Here is a 21112-nt window from a genome sequence, read left to right as displayed (position 1 = left end):
AGCGTCGCCACCAAGGCCCGCTCGGAACGCTGGTAGCGCTCGAACAGCTCGGTGGAGAAGCGCCCGGCCCGGTCCTGCGGAACCCGCAGCTCGAGCTTGCCGACCCGCGTCACAAGGGTGCGGCCGTAATAGCCCGAGCGATAGCCAAGCCGTTCGGGCGTGCGCTCGCTCTTCGAGGCACCCAGCACCTCGTCCATCTCGGCCTCAAGCACCTCCTGCATCACCGCACGGAGCACTTCGTGCAATCCATCCGGGTTCGAAAGCAAAATGTCTTTGACGGCAGCGCTGGCGGTCTTAACTTCAGTCTTGGTCATGGNGGTGACGTGAACAATCACCAGCCTGCCATGACCGCCCCCTCTCAGCGAATTTGCAGAACTCTCAGCACACTACCGGGGCAATGTGGATCGGTGCCTAATTTGCATAACACCAAGCAAAAACAAGGGATTGAGGCTGGCTTACCTTCTCCGTTGCTTGCAGGAATACTCCTTCATTGCGATGGATTTGCACCATCTACTCCCTGCCGGTCTCCCGGCGCACCATGTTCCGACCCCTTCAGGGGCTCGGCTAGGTCGGCATGACCGATCACCCTGATCAAAGCATCGACATAGCCGTCGAATACAGCTTGATCACGAAGCAGCACCCGAACACAGCGCAAATCCCCCGCTTCCGAGACTTTCTGACCCAGTAAGACTAGCGTCCGCCGCACGTACGGGCGGCGCCGCCGTCAAGCGGCGGTCAGATGCGCCGAGGGCAACAAGCGGGCATGACGCAACGCCGCCAGATCAGCCGAGCCGGTGCAGAAGCAGGCGACGGCCAACTGGCGGATGACGATCTCGAAATGCGCGACAACGGCCTCGGTGGATACCGTAGCCGCGCGCAGCACGCCGGCTGCCTGCCCGGCGATGTCCGCGCCCAGGCGGATAGCCTTGGCCACGTCGACGCCGTCGCTGACCCCGCCCGACGCGATCAGCTTCACCGCTGGCAGCGCCCGACGTACCGCCTGCACGCTGGCCGGGGTCGGGATCCCCCAATCGGCGAACGCCATCGCAACTGTACGGTCGGCGGCATCGGGGGCCCGCTCGCCCTCCACCGCGGCCCAACTGGTGCCGCCGGCGCCGGCGACATCGATCACCGCCACGCCCGCCTGAACGAGCGCACAAGCCACCGAGGCAGAGAGGCCCGACCCCACTTCCTTGGCCACGATCGGCACCCCCATGCTGCGCGCGGCGCGAGCGATCTGCGCCAGGACGCCGCGCCAGTCGCGGTCGCCCTCCGGCTGTACCGCTTCCTGCAGCGGATTGAGGTGGACGATGAGTCCATCGGCCTCCAGTGCATCCACCGCCCGGTGCGCTAGGTCCAGGCCGTCGGCCTCACGCAGTTGCGCGGCGCCGATATTGGCCAGCAAGGGAACGTCTGGGGCCTGGCGGCGCAGCGCGCGCGTCAGCCCTTGGGAGTTGCGGGATTGCAGGCTCACGCGCTGCGAACCGACGCACATAGCGATCCCCAAGGCTTGCGCTGCCTCGCTTAGATGCCGGTTGATGGCCTCGGCGCGTGGCGTGCCGCCGGTCATGGAGCTGATCAGCAGCGGCGCGCGCATGGTCTTGCCCAGCAGTGAGGCGCTCAGGTCGATCTGCGTCAGATCCAACTCGGGCAATGCGCAGTGTTCGAAACGGATGTACTCCCAGCCGGCGGCCTTGGCCCGTGCCGTTCGCCGATTCAGCACTATGTCCAGATGGTCGTCCTTGCGCCGGCTCAACTTGGTGTCGCTGATGCTCGCTCCATCCGCGTCATCGGGCGACGGCGTTGCGTCGGGTCGGACCGACGGCAGCGCGCGCACGCCGCCGTTTCCCCCGCGTTCAGGCCGGCGCACGCTGGGCTGCCCCCGCAGGGTCGCTGCGGTAGCGACTGTTTGAGGTCTGGTAGTACTGCGCGCGGATGGCCGCCATGGCTTCGATCAGCGGTCCCCACGGCCGGGGAAAGCGTTCTTGCGCCATTACCCGGTGCAGCATGCGTGTGTGGCCGGCCAGCTCGTCCTTGAGGAACTCAACGACAGGCATGGCCGGATAGCGCTGCAGCAGCAGGATCGCCGCGTTGTCGGCCTCGCCGGCCGACCTATCCTTTTCTTGTCCATGCAGATCGTTCTGCAAGCGCCCTATCGCGGAGATGAGCCGCAGGACCTGGCGAAACGCCGGATGCGCGCGCAAGGTCGCCATGTCCAGCCCCCACAGCAACGACAGGCAACAGAACACGTTCGTGTAGGCGATCGAATCCACGCCGTTCTGCAAGTACTCGGCGTAGGACCAGCGCTCCGCCCCTACCGCCTGCGCGTGTCCGGCACGCAGCGCCGCGCAGTAGCACCGGGTATCCTCGAGAAGCTGGGCATAGTCGCGACGATCGTAGGCGAGCGCGGCGAGCGAAGCGCGCAGCACAGCACAGCCCTCGAATCCTGGTAGCGCGCACGGCACCCCCTGCCCCAGCGCCTGCTCCACCGCGGCGAGCTGCTCCGGCGCGATCAGGTCAAGGTCGTTGCAATCGTCCAGCCAGAACAGCAGCGCCAGTTCGCGATAGAAGGCCACGATCAGCGTTTCGTCCAGCGGATCGCGGCCGGTGCGGGCGCTGGTGTCGCGCAGGCTCGGATGGATGCGCTGTAGGATATACTGGCCGCCCCTGACTGCTTCCACGCCATGCTCGTCGGCGAACCCGGTCAGGGAACGCCCCCACTCCAGCACCTGTTGCATTGCGCGATGGGTCGGGATCATGGCCCCGCTCCTGCTCCCTCGGCCGAGACGCGCCGCCCCCAACGAAGCGCCAGCCACAACCCGGCGAGTTCGGCCACGCGCACCACCCGGGTGGGGCAATACAGTTCCTTGCCGATCCACAGCGGTGTCTGGGGCAGTGAGTGCGCTGCGTGGCGGGCGAGCATCCACTTCAGCGCACCCGCCACCGCCTGCGCGATGCGCCGGCGTCCTGCCGGCTCTTCGCTCCCGTCCATCACGTGCAACGCGAACAGCGCATAGGCGGTTTCCTCGAATGTGGACGCGCGACCGGCGCCCCAGCCGCCGTCATCGCGCTGCGCCTGCAGCAGCGCTGTCAGCGCGCGCTCCTCGCGCCACTGGGGCTTGCCTTGCGCGAGCGCAGCAATCGCATGCGCGGTGGGATACAGCCACGAAACGTGCCATTTTTCGTTGTCCCATAGACCNGTCGAAACGCCGCAAAACCTGTCGCGCCGCCAGCGCGAGCGCAGCAATCGCATGCGCGGTGGGATACAGCCACGAAACGTGCCATTTTTCGTTGTCCCATAGACCGTGCGGGTTGCGATTGGCCTCGACGTAGGCGCTGGTGCCGGCGGCGAGTTTTCCTAACATTCGCAACGCATGCAGGGCATGGATGTTGGTCGACACCGAGGCATTGCGCTCGCCCGGGAAGGTGACGAAGAGCTCGCCGGTTTCGAACTGGTGCAACGCGTCGGCCGCCGGGTCGCGGCCTGCAAGGCGAAGGACGCACAACGCAACGGCGGTGTCGTCCGCATCGGCCGCGAAGTGCAAGGCAGGGCCCAGACCGCGGACTCCGAGGCGGGCGTCGAGCTGCGCGATGATCACTTGCACCGCTTCGGCGAGCGCGGGATGCGCGAACAGACCGGCCAGATGCAGGGTGTACAGCGACCAGCATGGCTCGAACACATTGATCGGCCAGACGTTGGGAACGACACCTTCGATGCCGGTGCGCGTTGCCCGCGATGCCGCCTGCAGATACCCGTCGGTGCGCCCGACCTGCGGCGTTCTTCCCTGTGTCACGGCGTGCGCACGCCACGCGGCGGTGGCCGCCGGACTGATGCCGATGCTGCCGTCGTCGTCCGGGCATGCGGTGGCCGGCGACGCCCCCCACGCTTCCCAGGAGTGCAGCAACGGATGGCCGGTCGGCAATGTCGCCACAGCCCCCAGCTTGACCAGGCGTGCTTGCCGCAACGGCAACAGTGCCGGGTGGCGCGGAAACGCCAAGGCGCCCAGCAAGGATGCGGCCTCGTCGCACAACTGCGGCATGATCAGCTCCGCGCCGATGGGCGCGTCTTCGGGCACCGCATGCGCGTAGGGATCGGGCTGGCGCTCGAGGAACCGGATTGCAGCCTGGACTGCGTCGGCGGCGCCGGGAAGAGGATCGGCACGCTGCAATGCCAGCAGCGCCGCCCAGGTGGGCGCATGGCGAAACAGCGGGAAGTCCGCACCTCCCCATCCGCCATCGGCCTGTTGCTGCGCGATGAGCCACGCGTATGCCTCGTGCCGACCGATGACTTTGCCGTCGAACTGCAGAGCTCGCGCCGTGTCGTATACGGACGGACCGACGCTGCCGCCGTCGCTCATCTCGCTCAGCAGGTGGCGCAATTCGGAAAGGATCTGTTCGGACAGCGCGTTCACGGGGGATGTTCCTTCTGCAGAGGGCCAACGAGAACAGAAACGGGCAGACGCCGCGCACGTCGCCGCCGACACGGACACAGTGCAGCATGCAGCGCCCGCCGGCCGATCGCACCAGCATAGGGGCGAGTCCTTACGGTTGGGCGCGCTCATGCGTATGGCGCGGACAGATAGACGTTGGCCCGCTGCAGCATCTGCGCCAACCTTTCCGCACGCGCCCCCAGAGGGACGATGGCCTCCCCGGCGTCGTGCAACAAAAACAGCGCGAACTGGCGCGCTGCCTGCAACCCCATGATCGACGCGCAGGTCGGCTTCTGCGCGGCCGCGTCCTTGCCGGGGGTCTTGCCAAGAGTCGAGGTATTCGCCGTCGCGTCGAGAATGTCGTCGGCCACCTGCAACGCCAGGCCATAACAGGCGGTGTAGCGATCGAGCGCACTGTACAGCGTAGTGTGCGCGGCATCCTCCGCGATGGAGTATAGCGCGCCCATGCGAACCGACGCGCGCACTAGCGCTCCGGTTTTCATCCGGTGCATCGCCAGGATCCTGTCCAGCCCGGCGTGCTTTCCGACCAGCGACAGGTCCATGGCCTGCCCGCCTGCGGCACCCTCGGCGGACACCGCCTGCGCCAGTTCACGCACGAGCGCGATACGATTGTCGCCCGGCGCATCCAGGCTCGCCAGGGTCAGGAAGGCGTGGGCCTGCAGCGCATCGCCGACCAGGATCGCAGTGGCTTCGCCGAACTTTACGTGCACGGTCGGAAGGCCGCGGCGAAGCACGTCGTCGTCCATCGCGGGCAGGTCGTCGTGGACCAGGGTACAGGCGTGCATCATCTCGATGGCGGCACCGACGTCGTCGAGCATGTGCGCCGGCGTGCCCGCCAGTGCGCCGGCAGCCAGACAGAGCAAGGCTCTGGTGCGCTTCCCGCCATGCAAGGTGGCGTAGCGCATGGCTGCCATCAGCTCTGTCTTACCGTCGTCTTCGGCGCAGAGCAGACGCGCCAGCGCCTGTTCGACCCGCTTTGCGCCGTCCTGCATCCAAATCTCCGGGAGCAGCCCGCCAGATGCGCCGCGCGCCTGCGCGCCCAACCCGCCGAATGCGGAAACGCCAGTTCGGTCGTCGTGTATTGTGGAACCGGTTTGCATGTTGTTCATGTCCTTGTAGCTGAGACGGCCACGGCGAGCGCAAGTCGTCACACGAGTGCGTGCGCTGAGTGCAGCAATGCCGCGCCCCGCCGGCGCCGCTGCCTTGCCACACAGGGCGTGCGACGGCAGCTCATGAGAAGCCTATGCGGATTGCCATGGACGGATGTGCGGTCGGGTAATAGCGCCGGCCTTTTTCGACGTCGCTCAGCAACTGCGGCCGCACCCCGGCCTTGTGCATGATCAGCGCCAAGGCGATGCAGAACTGCACCATTTCCAGCCATACCAGGTGGTAGCCGATGCAGACGTGTGGGCCGGTACCGAACTGCAGCATGTCCACGGGCCGGATCGGTTCTGTGCGTAGCAGCCACCGCGCCAGGCGGAACTGATCAGGCGCCTCGTGCAGCAGCGCCGAGGTCGAGAAATGCAGCAGCGGGATGCATAGGTGGGTGCCCGCGGGAATGCGCCGTTGGCCGAGTTGCAATTCCTGCAGCGCGCGACGCGGCAGGAGCGTGGTCGCCGGATGCAGGCGCAGTGTCTCGCGGAACAGCGCCTCGGCGACCGGACACTGCGCCAGGTCCGCGTGCCGGGTCGGCACCGCGCCCACGCGTTGCGCCTCCTCGACCAGGGCGTCCCACAGCACAGGCTGCCGCGCCAGCTCGATCACGATCCAGGCCATCGTCGAGGCAGTGGTGTCGTGACCGGCAAGCAGCAGCAAGCGAATATTCGCGACCAGGACGTCATCGGAGAGCGGACCGTCGCTGCTGTCAAAAGCGCTCACCATGTCGTTGATGAACCCGGTGCGCGCGGCATGCGCGCGTGCATCGCGGACGAACCGGCGCAACTGCGCGTCGATCCAGTCGCGGGCGGAGCGGCCGCGCCGCAAAGGCAATCCGGGCAGGTCAACCGGTGGCGCGATGATCAACTGCAGCAATTGCCGGTACTTGCGATGCCATCCCGGCAGGTCCTGCGCGGGGATTCCCATGAGGCTGAAGATGAGCTTCAGCATCAGGTCGCCGGTCTCGCGCAGGATCGTTACCTCGCCACGGGCGCGCCACGCCTGCACCCGCGCCTGGATGACCGGCGCGAACAGGTCGCCGATCCCGGCCTGGCTCAGCCCCTTGGGCAAGAACGCTGCCTTGATGGCATCGCGCGCCTGCCGGTGCGCGCCGCCGTCCAGGGCAACCAACGTTCCGCCAAGCAATTCGGGCGCGATCTCTTCGATCAGCGCCGAGGACACGTCCTTGTGCTTGAGCAGTGAGAAAGCGTCCGGATCCACACAGGTCATCAGATGTCCGGCAGGGCCGAAATCCAGCCAGAAGTGGCTGCCCAGGGTCCGTTCTGCTCGCTGCAGCAGGCGCGGCAGGTCGCAGACAATGGCGGGAAGATGCCCGACCAGGGGGAAAGCGCCAGGCATGACCGGGATGTCGCACCGCAGCCGGTGCCGACGGTTGAGCGGGTTGAGCAGCATGTCCATCAGCAGCGCGCCGCCGCCGCCGATTCGGTGTCGCCGACAGGGCGCGCGGCGCAGCTGTTGCCGCCGTCGGCGTATGTCGGCACATGCGCCAGCATGCCGCCATCGATGCACACGACCTGGCCGGTGATGAACGCAGCATCGGCGGAGAGCAGGAACGCCACGAGTGCGGCCACGTCCTCGGGGCGGCCGACGCGCGGCAGGAGCTGGTGCCGGCGCAGATGCCGTTGCATGCACTCGTCCAGCTTGGCGAGGAGACGCTCGGTCATGATAAGACCCGGCGCAACCGCGTTGCAGCGGATCTGCGCATGACCGTACTGGGTGGCGAGCGAAGCCGAGAGCAAGTTCATCGCCGCCTTCGACGCGCCGTAGGACGTCTGCGCCGTGTCACCGCTGAGCCCTTGGCACGATGACATGTTGACGATCGCGCCACCGCCGCGGGCGATCATTCGTGGGATGGCCTGCCGGCAGCAGAGCAGCGTGCCGCGCAGATTGGTCGCCATGGTCTGGTCCCAGACTGCCAGGTCCAGGTCGAGGATCGCGCGGTCGCGCGGGGTCAGATGCATGGCGCTCGCATTGTTCACCAGCAGGTCGACCCCCCCGAAGTGCCGCTCCGCCACCTCGAACAGCGCTGCCACCGCCTGGTCATCGGCGATATCCATGGCTATGGGCAGCGCGTGGCCTGCATCGGCCGCGATCTGCGCGGTGCAGGCGATGGCCGCCGAGCCATCAATGTCGGCCACCACCACTCTGCCGCCCCCGCGCGCGATGGCGAGAGCGCATGCCTTGCCGATGCCGGCGCCGGCGCCGGTCACCACGGCCACCTTGCCTTCAAACCGTCCCATCGTGCCTCCTGAATTGCATTGTTCTTTCGCGGCATGCCGCTCGGCCTGCGCCGGAGAAGGCGCAGGGTCGGCGCTGGCGCGCTCGTCATGGCCGGCGTCGCTTTCGATCACCCGAATGGCGGCGACCGGGCACTGGTTGGCCACAAGCCGCACGGCGGCGTGCAGCGCCTGCGGGACCATCGCCACGCACACTTCGGCCACGCCGTCCGGTTCGCGCTGGCGAAAGGTGCCCGGCAGCGTCAGCACGCACTGCCCGGTAGTTCCGCACAGATCCTGATCGACCACGACGCGCATCTCAGCCCTCCTGCCCATGCAGCCGCACCGGCAGCGCGCGGAACGTCCTAAGGAACGCGGAGGGCTCCCGGGTCGGCTGCTCGGCCAATGCCAGCGTGGGGAAGCGCGCCAGGATCCGCGGCAGGCTTTCGGCCAACTGCACCCGGGCCAGTTGCGCACCAAGGCAGAAGTGGATGCCGTGGCCGAAGGTCAGCATGATCTTCCCGTCGATCGACATGCCAGGACTGGTGCCGTAGAACCGCACGGGATCGAAGCGGTCCGGATCGGCGAAGGCGTCCGGGTCGCGATTGCCGGCCGCGATCAGAACGCGCACGTCCGCGTTCTTCGGGATCACCACGCCGCCCAGTTCGATGTCGCGCTGGGCGATACGCGGAATGGAGCTGAACATGGCGGGCGCGTCGTAGCGCAGGGCTTCTTCGACGAATGCCTTTACCCCCATGGCATCTCCTTTCAGCCAGTGCCGCTGTTCGGGATACGCCAGCATCGCCAGGACAGCATGGCCGATGGCCGCGGCAGTGGTGGCGAAGCCGCCCAGCAACATGCCCCAGAGCATGCTGATCAATTCCGTATCCGACAGCATCTCGGCATCGCCGTCGTGTGCGCCGACCAGCATTGACACGATGTCGTGGCTGGAATCGGAGCGCTTGCGCTGTATGAGGTCGCCGAAGTAGGCCTGAACCCTGGCGCTGGCCGAGTCCGCCGCGGCGAGCTGGGGATCGCTGGCGTGCGGGCTCAGGCCTTCCAGAATGGCGCTGATGCCGGTGACGAGCCCGAGAATGTCGTCCGGGGGCATGCCGAACAGTTCGCCGAAAACCAGCATGGGCAAGGCCAGCGCGAATTCCTGATGCAGGTCCACTGCCTCCCCGCGCTCCAGTGCGGGCGCCATGCCGTCCAGGCGCGCTGCGACAATGCGAGCGATGGCCGGCCTCAGCTTGTCGATCTGGCCGATGGTGAAATCGCGCGAGATCAGCCGGCGCAGACGCGTATGCGTTGGAGGTTCCTTCATCGCCAAAGTGGACGCCAGCAGACTTAGCGACAGGCTGGTCGCCGCACGCGGGAAATAGCGCGCCAGTTCGCCTGGCGCCGGCCCCCGAAAAGCATCGCCCGTGGCCTTGAGCGCCCAGTAGATGTCGGCGTGGCGGCTCAACAGAAAGAGGCCCGACGCCGCGCGATGTACCGGATCGTGCTCGCGCAACCACCGCATGAATGGGTACGGGTCCTGAACGCACGCTGGCGACGCGAGTTCGGCGAAGGCGTCCCGGCATGCTGCCGTGGTTTCTTGCACGTCCATCTTGGTCACCTGTTGGTTGGCTGATCTGATCGGCGCGCGGCAGGGGCGCCGGCAATTCGAGGACATCGCGATTCCTCGTGGCGTCCGCGCATCACCAGAGCACCGGGAACTCCACGAACCCGCCAGTGATGATCTCCTTGCGCAACTCCAGTTCTTCGGGCGCCACCGCCAGGCGCAGCGCGGGAAAGCACTGGAAGATCGAACCGAACACCGCTTTTAGTTCCAGCCTGGCCAGCGCCAAGCCGATGCAGCTGTGCGGCCCGTAGGAGAACGCCAGGTGCGGGTTTTCGTCACGTCCGATGTCGAAGATTTCCGGGTCGTCGAAATGGCGCGGATCGAACGACGTCGCCGGCAGGCCGACCAGCACCTTGCTCTCTGCGGGAACATGCACGCCCGCGATGGTCACGTCGGTCCTCGGATAGCGCATGATGCCGTCCCAGCCGGCGCCCGGCGGGTACATGCGCAGGATTTCCTCCACGGCCTTGTCCACCAGGGATGGATCGCCCACCAGGCGTTCGCGCTGTTGCGGATGGCGGAACATGGCCAGCAGGCCAAATTCGATCTGTGCCACGGTGCTCTCGTGCCCCGCCACCAGCATGCCTGCCGCCAGGCCGATCGCCTCTTCCTCGGTCGCCTTGCCCTGGTCGACCGCCGCGAGCAGATCCGTCAGCACGTTGTCGCCCGGATCCTGGCGCTTGTCCCGCATCTTGCCGCGAATGTAGGCGCGGAGTTCTTCCCAGGCCAAGCGCGACGCGCTTCGCGGGCCGCTTTCATGCTGGTGCGTCATCACCTCGTCGGACAGCCCTGCAAAAAAGGCGTGATCCTCGTAAAGCACGCCCATCAGCGCGCCAATTACCATCGCAGGAAGCGGAAAGGAGAGGTGGCGCCGCAGATCGGCGGGCTGGGGCTGGGCCGCCAGCGTCTCGAACAACTGCGCGGCGATCGCCTCCACCTGCTGCTGCGCGAGCTGCTTCACCCTGCCGTTGCTGAAGGCCGGCGCCACGATCGTGCGTAGCCGCGTATGCTCGCCCCCCTCGTGCGAGACCAGCCATCCTGGCGAACCGAGAATCACCGAATCCGGGGTGAATGCCGCCGGCGGCATTCCCGCGGGCCGGAACGCCGCGTCGGTCAACACCGCCTTGGCCTCGTCATAGCCTGTGACCCACCAGCCTTCGTGCCCGGACGGGAAGCGCACGTGGTGGATCGGACCATTGGTGCGTAGCGCCAACATCTCGGGCGATGGCTCAATGTGATCGAGGCGCCACATCGGCAGCGTCGGCAAGGGTTGTTCGGACATGGTGGCACTTCACTCAATAGCGAGGGCGGAAGGTGACCGGCGGGCGCTGCGGCAGCGAAGACCTAAGACGGCATATAGATGACGTCCTCCGAAGGCAGACCGATTATCAAGAACGGCTAACGCGTAACTGTCTAGGCACATCGCGCGGCGAGATGCGGAACGTTATCTTGCACCTTCTAGGTCAGGACAAAGTCGGCGCGGTGGGCATTTGAGCCGCCGCCGGCCAAGCTTTCCTGCGCAAGGGTCGACAAGGGCGGCGAGCTGTTGGGTAAGGGCGGTTTCGCCGAGCACACCATGCCCATAGACGCTATCCGACGCGGATTTGACATTTTGCTTTTCTTTCTTCGTTCCATTCGTGCCATCCACGAAATGAAAGTCGGTCGGCGGCTCCCGGCCCGCAACGAAGAGGCTTCAAAACTCGTGCCAATTTGGCCGACCGAAGAAAAAAATCTGTGATGCTTTTAGGGGCTTAGCCTGAGGCCAGAGAAGAGCTAGGCGAAATAGGCCGGTGTCGCGGGCCAACAAAGGCGACCGAACAGTGTCGGACAGAACGCCTCGGCGACCTTTAGGTCGGGCTTGCGACATTCTGGTCCAGTTTCGAACATAAGAGGGCGGCAAACAGACACGATTGGGGAATTCGATCCTCACGGGGCCAAGGCGCTTGCCCAAGAGCGCGCGCTCATGTTGCCGCGAAAGGCGCGTGTTCGCGGTGCCTGCGCACCCATGAATGCTAGCGGCACACGCTACGCAATGACTGGAGTGCCCGCCAGCCTCAGGTAGTGCATCGGCTCGGCTTCCGGTCTTCTTTGCCCAGCCGGGGCCGAAGCGCCGAATATCCGCACCACACAGCATCGTTGTTGCCTGTGTGACGAGGCGGTTAAAGCGCGCGCCCGATCTTCCAAGACACGGCCTCCGAGAAGGAGGGGCGGTCCAACGGCACCTCTATTCCAAATGGCACGCCGCTTGCTGCTCCTGGTTAGAGCACCATCAAATCACGATGAAAGCGACTTGTGCCATGCCCGATACGCGAAGCTCTAGACCGTGGCCTGAGGAGACGGTGCCCCTTGCAGCTGAACATCGGGGCATCGTCTCCTCCGGAAGTCCGTTCTGGATGGCCGCTTTGCGCATGGCTGGTCCGATGCCGGCACGCCAACACGGGCAGCGCGCGCAAATGCGGTTTGCCGGTTCTGTTCAGCATGTGAGTGCCGAAAAGCCTTGTCAAAGGGTCGTCACCCAAGCCAAAGCCGGCGGGTCACTGCCACATATCGACAACATGCTGAACCAGTCCAGTGACGCGGAATCCAGTGAAGCGGGTCTGTTGCGTGAAGTGACATTTCAGGCCCCCACATGCTTTGCGATATTGGCTCCTTCCGGCCGCTATCCCTTTTCCAAACGCACTATCGCTAGTGACCGATCCCGCTTCCGGCGCCATAGCCGTGGAAAGCAACCGGCTCGACGGTGTCCAGCTCGCTCAGATCGATTGCGTTCGGGTGGCCAAGACCAACCGCCAAGACGTTCCCATACGTCGGGAGGGAAAAAAAGGAGGTTGCGAGCCGCGAGGCCCTCATCCGTGCCGGGGATACGAGCCTTTGCCCGGTATTGCGCCAGCCTCTGCCAGAATTCAGCGCAGTCTTCTTCAGGAGCAACTTGATGACAGTTCGAAACAAAGTTCCCTTCGTCACCTTTCTCACGCGTGTTCACGATAAGTCAGTCCAGGGGCCAAATCCATATCGCTGGCAAGAAAAAACATCTGACGACTACTTTGCCGGCAAGCGGGTCATCCTGTTCTCGCTGCCGGGCGCCTTCACCCCGACCTGCTCGACCTACCAATTGCCCAAGTTCGAAGAGCTCTATGATGAGTTTGCGAAGCAGGGAATTGACGCGATTTACTGCCTCTCAGTCAACGATGCCTTTGTCATGAATGCGTGGGGGAAGTCCTTGGGCCTGAAGCAGGTCCAGCTCATCCCCGATGGCTCAGGCGAGTTCACACGCAAGATGGGCATGCTGGTTGCCAAGGACAATCTCGGATTCGGGATGCGCTCATGGCGCTACGCCGCCCTGATCAACAATGGCGTGGTGGAGCACTGGTTCGAGGAGGAAGGTTTCTCCGACAACTGCGAGGCCGACCCGTATGGCGTCTCATCCCCGCAAAACGTTCTCGAAACGATGAAAGCCGCCGCATGACCTAGAAAACGTCTCACTGGCGCCATTGCAGGCCCCAAGAGGCTCCTCGACGGGATTATCGCACACACCATGCAATCTTCAGCAAGCCTGTTTCAGCGCCAGAAGCAATCCATCGTCGCATCGCCTCAACTCATTGAGTCGATTCGCTTGCTGCAACTGGCGCATACCGAACTGCATCAGTTCGTGGAGGGGGAAATCGAGAAGAACCCGCTCTTGGAATCTGCGTCAAACGATGGCGGGCCTTTTGACGATGCTTCGATTTCGGGAGCGGATCAGCCTGTCGGCTTTGGGGCAAACGCCGTTGGAGGTCCGACCGGGGCAGGGTCGCCTGAACGGCTCGGGCAATGGAAATCACTTCGCAACACGACCAACAACCCGCCGGGCAATGGCCCTTCCCTCGACGAGTTTGCCACACTCGCCGAAACATTGCACGACCATGTCGCTCGTCAGATCGCCCTCACTGCGTTCACACCACAGGAGCGGCTGATCGCTGGCCAGCTTGCCGCCGATCTGGAAGACACTGGCTACCTTCGGGCAAACCTTTTGGAGCTGGCCGAGAGCCTAAATGTCCATGAGGCTGTTGTGGAACGGGTTCTCGGAACCTTGCAACAATTTGATCCACCGGGAGTTTTTGCGCGAAGTCTCAGAGAATGCCTCGAGATTCAGTTGCGCCAGCGAAACCGGCTCGACCCAGCAATGGCAGCTTTGGTTGCCCATCTTGAAATGCTTGCGCGACGCGATTTTGAGGCGCTGAAGCAGCATTGCGGCGTCGATGAAGAAGACCTTCTAGACATGATGCATGAGGTTCGTGCGCTCGATCCAAAGCCTGGGAACAGATTCGAATCCGGTGCCTCTGAATCAATCATACCCGACGTCTGGGTCACACCCTCGCCGCAAGGCGGGTGGCAGATCGAACTTGATCCCGCCACGCTGCCGAAGCTGCTGATCAACCAAACCTACTATGCCGAAGTCACGCGTCAGACTGCCCAAAATTCGAAAGATCAAGCATTTCTCGAAGAATGCTTGCAAAACGCGAACTGGCTAATCCGCAGCCTCGATCAGCGCGCCAAGACGATTGTTAAGGTTGCGGCTGAAATCGTGCGTCAGCAGGATGCCTTTTTGGAACATGGCGTCGCCCACCTGCGGCCTCTCAATCTTAGAACCGTCGCTGACGCGATCGGCGTGCACGAGTCGACGGTAAGCCGGGTGACCTCGAACAAGTACATGCTTACCCCGCGCGGAGTTTTTGAACTGAAGTATTTTTTCACCGTCGCGATCGCGTCCTGCCAAGGCGGCGATGCGCACTCCGCCGAAGCTGTCCGGCATCGGATCAAAGCGATCATTGCCGCAGAATCTCCCGGCGACGTGCTTTCCGACGAGGACATCGCTGTCCGGCTGAAGGAAACCGGCATTGATGTTGCGCGCCGCACCGTCACAAAGTATCGCGAAGCAATGAACATCCCCTCCTCAGTGCAACGCCGCCGGGAAATGCGCTTGTGTTTTTAGATTTGGGTCAAGGCAGCCTACATCACGTTGCATTGCATCAAAGTGGAGACTTCGTTCATGACCCGATCCGCAGCAGGCGTCATGAACGCTGTTCTGCACGACCCAGAAAAGCCTGTCCCACCGTCTGGTCCCGCATGGGGTGCCATCATTTCGCTTTCCTTGGGCACCTTCGGGCTGGTCACGGCAGAGTTTCTGCCTGTCAGCCTGCTCACGCCCCTCGCGCATGATCTCGCTATCAGCGAGGGANCGAGGGAGCGGCTGGACAGGCGATGACGGCGACAGCTATCGTCGGGGCGATCTCGGCGCCGACGGTGGCCATCATCACAAAGCGCCTGGACCGCAGGACCGTCATGTGGAGCATGACGCTCCTGCTGATCCTGTCGGACGTTCTGGCGGCCGGCGCGTGGTCGCTGGCGGTTCTCCTGACTGCACGCGTCGTGCTCGGCATAGCGCTCGGAGGCTTCTGGTCGATGTCGGCAGCACTGGCGATGCGGCTCGTTCCAAGCCACCTCCTGCCTCGCGCTATGTCGATCATCCTCACCGGCGTTTCCGTAGCTACCGTCTGCGCAGCTCCAATCGGCGCTTATGTCAGCGATATCTGGGGATGGCGAAGCGCCTTCATGCTCGCCGCAGCCGGCGGTGTCGCTACACTGCTCGTGCAGCTCATAACCATTCCGAGACTGCCTCCGATTGGAGTGACTAGCGTCCGCAGCCTGCTGGATGTGGCAAAGATTCCGATGGTCAAGGTTGCGCTTTTTGTCATCCTGCTGGTCGCTTCCGGCCACTTCGCCGGAATCACCTATATCCGCGCCTTCCTCGAAAAGATTCCCGCGCTTGACGTCGAGACGATCTCGCTTGTGTTGCTTGCTTTTGGCATCGGCGGATTCTTCGGCAATTTGGCCGGCGGGCTTCTGGCCGAGTACAGTCTCAAGGCAGTCGCGGCCCTTGCACCGCTGCTCATAGGGATAGCGGCTGTTTCGCTACTGACGGCGGGAGCATCGGCCTTCGCCTCGGGGATTGCGGTTGGCGCGTGGGGCTTTGCCTTCGGCGCGGTGCCGGTGGGATTACAGACGTGGATGGTGCGGCGGGCCGTTCCCGAGCAGGCCGAAAGCGCCGGTGTGCTGATGGTCGTAGCATTCCAAGTGGCAATCGCAGCCGGCGCGATTTTCGGCGGGCTATTGGTGGAGAATGCGGGGATCGCCAGCGCCATTGCCTACAGCGCTGTTGCCACGTTCGTCGCTGCCCTCATAGTTTTCCTGCTCGGCCCGAAGCGCGGAACTTAGATCGCCTGACAGGAGAGATCTCAGCAGCGCAGCGGGACGAGAGGTCCAATCGCATGCACGGCGCGGCGCGATCCTCCGCTTGCGGGCGATGCCCCGACGGGAGCGACTGGCTCGCCTTCGATAATGCCTTTACTCTCTTGACGAATGCTCTGGCGGATCGATCTGTCGTATCGTTCGCATACCATCAGCTTGCCCTGGCCACTCACCCTTTGACACGGTGCCTATCCCTCCGGGGCAGCACCGAATGCATTTTCGGCGAGCGTCCTAGCCCTGAACGACCTGATCTTATCCTTGTAGTGCTGGGCGGGTTACGCCCCTTGAACTGAACCCATATTGTGGGCGCACCTGCCGATCCAATTCGCCCTTAATCGTTTCGAAGCGACGTAAACGTACCCGTCATTGGCTGCAACAAAGTTGCATTCTTCGGCGCGCAATAAGCCTGCTTACTCGAAATGCCCCGCCACCGAGAGGCGGGTCATCCGCGCTCCGCCCGGAGTAGTCGTTCATCCACGCAACATTGCAGAACAAAATAGGCATTTCTCAGCCTCTATGGGACGTCATGATGGATTCGATCGAAGGTTCCTATGTCAGCCGAGTTGGTTAGTTGAGCCGTTTTGACGCGAATTCTCATCGAGCCTAATCCAGCTGGTGAATGGTAGATTGTGGCACAACAGCCTTGGCGATTTCACATAGGTGCTTGTGGTGCGTGAGATAGATGACCTGACCTGTGTTCGCCATCTCCCCAAACAATCTAAAAACTTCCTCCGAGCGAATATGGTCAAAGGTTTCCATGATGTCGTCGGCGATGAAGGGAACCGAGGGCCGGAATTGGGCGAACTCGTAATAACCGGCGAGCCTCAGTGCTAGGTAGAGCTGAAAGCGCGCGCCCTTCGAAAGCGCTTCAGCGAGCTTGGATTGCCCGTCGCGCTGCACCGCGATGAGAACCTCCTCGCCTTTGACGGGCTGGGTTGTAAGGCCTGAATACTGCCCACGGGTCATTAGCTTGAATGCGTCTGATGCACGCGCCATCATCCCCGAACGGTGGTTCTCACGGTAGATCCGCAAAGCATTTCCAGCCGACATGATACCAAGTTTCAGCTCAATGTAGCGAACGGCCTTCTCCTCGATTTCCAACAGGGTTGTGCGCCGTTCGGCGTCCAGGCGGGCAACCGCGCTGTCACCGCCGATGGCGTCCAACTTGTCTGCCGCGCGGGTCTGTCGGATCAGCTGTTGCTGGATGATTTCATCGAACTGGCGAAGCCGCTGCTCGCCCTCAGCCTTCTCGACCGCGAGGCTGTCGAAATCGATCGCTTCCAGGATCGAGCGTGCCTGGTAGAATCCATCGACTGCAAGTTCCGCCACTACCCGTTCCTCAAGTTCGGCGACGGTAGTGCGCAAGCCGTCGCGCTCACGCAGCAGCTCGTCGCGTTCGACTACCTCGGACAGAGTGGCGACGCCAAAGACGCCCAGCACTTCATTCTTGCGGCGTTCGTGTGCCGAAATCTGGGTGTCGAGGATTTCGCGCGCCTCCTTGAGGCGCTTCAGCTCGTTGCCGAGGCTTGCCTTCGTTTCACGTGTCCGCTCGGCACGCTCCAGGCGCTCGGCAAGGCGGGTGGCCAACTGCTCCGGCTCGCCATCCTTCGTCGGCTCGTCGGCTTCGACCGCAACGGCGATGACCTCGACCAGAAAATTGGCCCTGTCGGCCTCCATCTTGTCGATACGCAGCTGCAGATCCTCCCGTTCCTGCAGGCTTCTTGACAGTTCGGCCAATTGATCGAGCACAGCGCCAACGCCTGACGCGGACAGACCGCTTTCGAGCCACGTTCCCTTGAGCGCTTCGGTAATGCCGGCCAGCCATTCCTCCTCGCGACGCTCCGCCACCCCTACCGCAACCCGTCGGGCAGCTAGATCCTCTTCTTTGGAACTCACCATCCTGAGCGCCTCGGCATACTCGGCGTCCACCTTGCGCTGCCGGTCCAGAAACAGCTCCGCGATGGCCATGATTGCTTCGAGGGTGTCGCCGGGCTCTGATACTATGCCGACACTTTCCAGCGCCGCTCTCATTTCCAAGTGTATCTGCTCGCCTGCGTCAGCGGCTCGCTCGGCTTTCAAGCGAGCAAGTTCGATCTGCTCCCAGGCAGCGAGCGCATCGCTGCGCGCCTCGATCTGATCCTCGATCCTTTCGATCAGGCGCTCAGACGAAGGTTCCAGGGCTTCTCCGAGGAGGTCGCTGGCGGCCACACGGATTTCCAACAATTGGGTATCCGCATCCTTGACGAGCTGTTGGCTTTGGATGCCGTTTCGTGACAGGTTGGCCGTGGCCTCGGCCAGGGCACGCGTCATTGCCCGGATCTCGGCCAGATCCGCCGCGCCGGCCAGCCGGCCTGCGCTGGCAACGTCATCGCGCGTCAGTGCCACGGCGAAATCGTCAGCGGTGTCACCAGTCAACTCTGCGCGGTGCGTTGCCCACGCATCATCGCGGAGACGGCGGATGGCGGCAGCCGCTTCATCGTCGACAACGTCGACCGAGGCTCGAAGGGCATCCAATCGTGCGGCGAGCATTGCATGGTGGCCCTCGTATTCGGCGAGGCGTTCGGCAAGTACCGCGGTGTTCCTTGCCAGTACTGTCGCTACTGTCTTCCAGGCGGCAATCTGCCCGGCGCTCGGAACCGCAACGTTGACGAGAGCGAGGGCATCTCCGTTCCATGGACGCAAGCGAGCCAGCGATGCCTTCCATCGGATTGTTCCCGCATCTCCCGCCTCGCGAGCCGTCTTGATCTCTGCCTTGTGTCCGCTTGCTCGCGCTTTCGACAAAGCCGAGCCCAGCCTTGCCCTGGCGGGTTCGGGCACCGCCCTTTCCTCGCCGACCCGCTGCCTTGCCACCTGCAACGCATCGAGTGCTGCCGCCGCCTCGTCGCGGGCGGCGCGCGCGCCCGTAGCAATACCGGACCTCTGCTCGACCATAGCGCGAACGACGCCAACTGTGACGGCAGGCAGAAGCAGTGCGGCAGGATCCGGCTCGGAAGACCGGCCCAAGGCGACAAGGCAGCTTGCCACGGTGTTGTTGAGGATTTGCAGCCCCATCCTGCGAGTGGGCAAGTCAAAGCCAGCCGCGGTATGGCGCACCTTGCCCTCCGCCAGGCTGCGAATGCGTTCGGAAATCGACAGGATCCGTTCGTCCTCGTCGACCGCAGTGACTTTTGCCGACAGCCGCTCGACCTCATCGATGTTTGCGGACAGTCGCGTTCTGAGGCTGGCATCGTCATCGATTAGTTCGGTGACACTTCCCGTCCATGTCCGGGCTGGGGAGGTGATGTCCGGCAGCTGATCCAGCCGGGCAATCTTGCGGCGCATATCCGCCAGCATCGGCGCAGCACGTACGTGACGAGCAATGGTATCCAGCCTGGCCACCAGCACCGCCCGATCGCTGATGGTTCGGCCGTACTGCTGCGATGCATCGAGACGTTCGGCCTCCAGCTCCTCATAGGTCGATGCAAGTGTGTCGATCGCATCCCTGCGCGACTTCACGTCAACAAGGCGCTTCTTCAGCAGCGCCAGTTCGGTGCCATGCGCCTGCTTCCGATACAGCGCGCCTGCTTCGGCCTCGAGGGCGTTCAACGTATCGCTTGCGTTCCCAAGACCGGCGCTGGCCGTGAAGAGGAGCTTGCCGAGGTCGCCCCGCGATTCCAGGATCGATTTTCCGCCGGCTTCCAGCGTCTCGTCATCGAGTGAAAACATAGTCGTGTAAGCGTCACGCGACAGTCCGGCGAGATGCGCCGTGATCGCCACCTCGCTCATCGATTGGCCCGTCGCGTTCAATAGCGAATTAGTACGCTGTTTCGTACGCGTGAACGTGTGCTCGGAGCCGGCCAGTTCCAGAACCCCACCGATGCGCATGGCGCTGTACTCATGCAGGAAGTTGTAGCGGCTCCGTTCCTCGATGCCGAACAGCAAATCTAGATAAGCGGAAAGCGCTGTCGATTTGCCGGCCTCATTCAGGCCAAACACGATATGCAGATCAGGTCCGGATTCCGGTTTGGGTCCGAAGTCGATCGTACCATCGGTGAACTTTCCATAGCGAATGAGGTCAAGGCGCTGCAGCCTCATGACGCTCCACCGGACTTAAGGCGGGAAGTCACCAAGTCTGCGCCCTTGGAAAGCACCTGATCGAGGAACCGTTCCAGCCCGGCTTCGTCCTTCCCAGCAAAATCCCGTCCGTCGGCCGGAAGGTCGGCGACCATCCTTTGGACGAACGCCCTCGCCTCGGCGCGGAAGGTATCCGAGGTGGCATCGGCGCGCATGGATTGCTCGAGTTCGAAAATCGGATCAGCAATATCCTCGGCCGTCTCCGCCCGAGGTGGCGCGAGGTCAAGCTCGAGCTTCTCCACCCACGTATGGCCTAGCTGTTCCGCAGCCTGTTCGGCTTCGGCAAGAAGGAGATCTCTGTCGCGGATCAGCGCCCATAACAATGGTGATGTTCCTGTTAGGCCAACGCGGGCCACAGCATGACGCGACCGGACGGCGGCCCGCATCTCTTCGAGTGCGTTTCGAACACGCGCGACGGCCTCGGACCACTCCACTGCTCCCGTAAGGTCGACGCTGACCCTTTCGAACTGCGCAACGCTGGTCAGCCTTTCCTCGATCTCCACCGAACGGTCGTCTCGCACCGTCACAAGGGTGACTGATTTCTCGCCGGCCTCGTTGATATCCCTCCCCTGCGGTATTCCCGGCATCACCACCGTGCTTGCGCCGGAATGGACTTGCCGAAGATGAATGTGGCCAAGCCCCCAATAGTCGAAACCGTGGGCGTGCAGGTCAGCGATGCTGCAGGGCGCGTAAACGTCGTGACCGGGCGATCCGGCCAGACTGGTATGCATGATGCCAATATTGACGGCTCCTTCGCGAGCAGCCGGATATTTGGGCAGCAGGCTGTCCGGCGCCTTAGGGTTCGCAAAGCTCAAACCATGGAAAACGACGTCCACACCGCCGGCTGTCTGCAATACCGACTGAGCACGACCGCCAAAAATGGTCACGGTGTCAGGAAACACCAGCTGTTTGGAAATCCGCGACAGGGCGTCATGATTGCCGCGGATCTTGAAAACCCTGATGCCGGCCTGGTGCAGGCGTGTCATCTGCGCTGCCAGGAACCGCGCCGTCTTCATCGAGGTTTGATCACCATCGTATAGGTCGCCGGCTATTACCAACGCATCCACGCGTTCCTCTAGGCAGAGATCCACTATCGAAACGAATGCCTGGCGGCTGGCGTCGCCCACGAGCCCGGCAAGATCGGGATTACGCATCGCGAGCGAACGCAGCGGCGAGTCGAGATGAATATCGGCCGTGTGTACGAATCGAAATGCCATTCGGCCTCCGCCAGCAAAAGAGGTGTT

General features: G+C 63.5%; 12 protein-coding genes and 4 pseudogenes. 3 read left to right on the top strand and 13 right to left on the bottom strand.

The annotated features are described in order from the left end of the window. From X733_RS0136175 to X733_RS137550, 11 genes and pseudogenes are all read right to left on the bottom strand, one after another. Window positions 1-314 (bottom strand): IS256 family transposase (locus X733_RS0136175; protein ID WP_031194237.1); only part of this gene is annotated, 314 nt, incomplete at its 3' end. Between the two features lie 410 nt (window positions 315-724). Next, window positions 725-1771: a type 2 isopentenyl-diphosphate Delta-isomerase gene (fni, locus tag X733_RS137515; RefSeq protein WP_031194235.1), complete on the bottom strand. Its 1047-nt coding sequence runs from the start codon at window positions 1769-1771 to the stop codon at window positions 725-727. An 85-nt stretch (window positions 1772-1856) separates the two neighbouring features. Continuing rightward, window positions 1857-2759, bottom strand: a complete 903-nt coding sequence (locus X733_RS137520) for a hypothetical protein (RefSeq protein WP_031194233.1) — start codon at window positions 2757-2759, stop codon at window positions 1857-1859. Next, window positions 2756-3199: pseudogene (locus X733_RS1000000169070) on the bottom strand (hypothetical protein); the annotation flags it as partial. The pseudogene X733_RS1000000169070 and the gene X733_RS137520, both read right to left, overlap by 4 nt. A 34-nt stretch (window positions 3200-3233) precedes the next feature. Further along, window positions 3234-4412 (bottom strand): annotated as a pseudogene (locus X733_RS137530) (hypothetical protein); the annotation flags it as partial. Window positions 4413-4558: 146 nt separating this feature from the next. Then, window positions 4559-5560 (bottom strand): polyprenyl synthetase family protein, encoded by a 1002-nt coding sequence (locus tag X733_RS137535; RefSeq protein WP_023820287.1) that lies wholly within the window; start codon window positions 5558-5560, stop codon window positions 4559-4561. A gap of 121 nt (window positions 5561-5681) precedes the next feature. Continuing rightward, a complete protein-coding gene (locus tag X733_RS137540) occupies window positions 5682-7025 on the bottom strand; it encodes a cytochrome P450 (protein ID WP_023708845.1) in 1344 nt (447 codons plus the stop codon). Then, the gene (locus X733_RS0136170; RefSeq protein WP_031194228.1) at window positions 7025-7867 is read right to left on the bottom strand and encodes an SDR family oxidoreductase; all 843 of its coding nucleotides are present in this window, start codon (window positions 7865-7867) and stop codon (window positions 7025-7027) included. Before X733_RS0136170 ends, X733_RS137540 begins: the two co-directional genes overlap by 1 nt. A 6-nt stretch (window positions 7868-7873) precedes the next feature. Next, a pseudogene (locus X733_RS1000000171555) lies at window positions 7874-8161 on the bottom strand (ferredoxin); the annotation flags it as partial. A gap of 1 nt (window position 8162) precedes the next feature. Beyond that, window positions 8163-9452 (bottom strand): cytochrome P450, encoded by a 1290-nt coding sequence (locus X733_RS137545; RefSeq protein ID WP_031194226.1) that lies wholly within the window; start codon window positions 9450-9452, stop codon window positions 8163-8165. 91 nt (window positions 9453-9543) lie between these two features. After that, window positions 9544-10749 carry a cytochrome P450 gene (locus tag X733_RS137550; protein WP_023820284.1) on the bottom strand — a complete coding sequence of 402 codons (1206 nt, stop codon included), beginning with the start codon at window positions 10747-10749 and terminating at the stop codon, window positions 9544-9546. A 1650-nt stretch (window positions 10750-12399) separates the two neighbouring features. Here X733_RS137550 and X733_RS137560 point away from each other — a divergent pair. The 3 genes and pseudogenes from X733_RS137560 (at window position 12400) to X733_RS01105 (ending at window position 15722) form a co-directional block, all read left to right on the top strand. Further along, window positions 12400-12933 (top strand): peroxiredoxin, encoded by a 534-nt coding sequence (locus X733_RS137560; RefSeq protein WP_023741921.1) that lies wholly within the window; start codon window positions 12400-12402, stop codon window positions 12931-12933. Between the two features lie 69 nt (window positions 12934-13002). Beyond that, complete coding sequence (gene rpoN / locus X733_RS0136165; RefSeq protein WP_031194225.1) at window positions 13003-14439, top strand: RNA polymerase factor sigma-54; 1437 nt, start codon at window positions 13003-13005, stop codon at window positions 14437-14439. 57 nt (window positions 14440-14496) lie between these two features. Continuing rightward, window positions 14497-15722 (top strand): annotated as a pseudogene (locus tag X733_RS01105) (MFS transporter). Window positions 15723-16358: 636 nt separating this feature from the next. On the opposite strand, the gene X733_RS137565 reads toward X733_RS01105, so the two are convergent. Next, a complete protein-coding gene (locus X733_RS137565) occupies window positions 16359-19829 on the bottom strand; it encodes an AAA family ATPase (RefSeq protein ID WP_023820282.1) in 3471 nt (1156 codons plus the stop codon). Next, the gene (locus tag X733_RS137570; RefSeq protein ID WP_023672189.1) at window positions 19826-21085 is read right to left on the bottom strand and encodes a DNA repair exonuclease; all 1260 of its coding nucleotides are present in this window, start codon (window positions 21083-21085) and stop codon (window positions 19826-19828) included. The genes X733_RS137565 and X733_RS137570 overlap by 4 nt, the downstream gene beginning before the upstream one ends. Window positions 21086-21112 lie beyond the last annotated feature (27 nt).

The organism is Mesorhizobium sp. L2C066B000 (genome assembly GCF_000502335.1).
Lineage (GTDB): Bacteria > Pseudomonadota > Alphaproteobacteria > Rhizobiales > Rhizobiaceae > Mesorhizobium.
Note: the sequence above shows the minus strand (reverse complement) of the source record. Positions and strands in the feature narration are given on the sequence as shown.

Coding starts and splice junctions, on each gene's coding strand:
- X733_RS137570 (WP_023672189.1), bottom strand. CDS start 21,085: ATGGCATTTCGATTCGTACACACGGCCGATATTCATCTCGACTCGCCG.
- X733_RS0136170 (WP_031194228.1), bottom strand. CDS start 7,867: ATGGGACGGTTTGAAGGCAAGGTGGCCGTGGTGACCGGCGCCGGCGCC.
- X733_RS137560 (WP_023741921.1), top strand. CDS start 12,400: ATGACAGTTCGAAACAAAGTTCCCTTCGTCACCTTTCTCACGCGTGTT.
- X733_RS137540 (WP_023708845.1), bottom strand. CDS start 7,025: ATGGACATGCTGCTCAACCCGCTCAACCGTCGGCACCGGCTGCGGTGC.
- X733_RS137550 (WP_023820284.1), bottom strand. CDS start 10,749: ATGTCCGAACAACCCTTGCCGACGCTGCCGATGTGGCGCCTCGATCAC.
- X733_RS137535 (WP_023820287.1), bottom strand. CDS start 5,560: ATGAACAACATGCAAACCGGTTCCACAATACACGACGACCGAACTGGC.
- X733_RS137565 (WP_023820282.1), bottom strand. CDS start 19,829: ATGAGGCTGCAGCGCCTTGACCTCATTCGCTATGGAAAGTTCACCGAT.
- rpoN (WP_031194225.1), top strand. CDS start 13,003: ATGCAATCTTCAGCAAGCCTGTTTCAGCGCCAGAAGCAATCCATCGTC.
- X733_RS137520 (WP_031194233.1), bottom strand. CDS start 2,759: ATGATCCCGACCCATCGCGCAATGCAACAGGTGCTGGAGTGGGGGCGT.
- X733_RS137545 (WP_031194226.1), bottom strand. CDS start 9,452: ATGGACGTGCAAGAAACCACGGCAGCATGCCGGGACGCCTTCGCCGAA.